Origin of the sequence: Bartonella sp. AA81SXKL (genome assembly GCF_042196945.1) — a bacterium.
Lineage (GTDB): Bacteria > Pseudomonadota > Alphaproteobacteria > Rhizobiales > Rhizobiaceae > Bartonella.
The window spans coordinates 299-682 of the sequence record NZ_JBHIRH010000271.1; the positions used below are offsets into that span (position 1 = coordinate 299).

The window sequence follows — 384 nt, forward strand, 5'->3', positions numbered from 1 at the left end:
AGAAAGCTTAATTTTGCTTCTATTTTTGCGCTTTCACGCCCTAAAATAAGATCCATAGCCTTATCAATCCTGCTCTGCAAACTTATTGATGTATGGATTCCTTTTTCAAGAGATTTTTTCCATTCAACCATTGCTGCCATAAAAACCGCTGATATGCTACTGGTGCGCTGACTTTTACAGGTTGCATAAAGGTCTTCAAGAGGTTTCCCTGACCAAAATATACGTTCAAATTGTTTTATTTCACGCCGTATTCTCCGATAGGTCAAGATTTTATCAAAAATAATTGCCCAACTCCATATGGAAGCCAGCAGCAACCCAATCATAACAGCTTTCACAACGAAACCCGCTTGCATAAACAAGTGCACTATGCCTATTGTTTCTGGA

The 384-nt window shown here is 38.8% G+C and carries 1 pseudogene; it reads right to left on the minus strand.

Annotated features, from left to right (window positions below):
- Positions 1-384 (minus strand): annotated as a pseudogene (locus tag ACFINZ_RS11035) (protein TolQ); the annotation flags it as partial.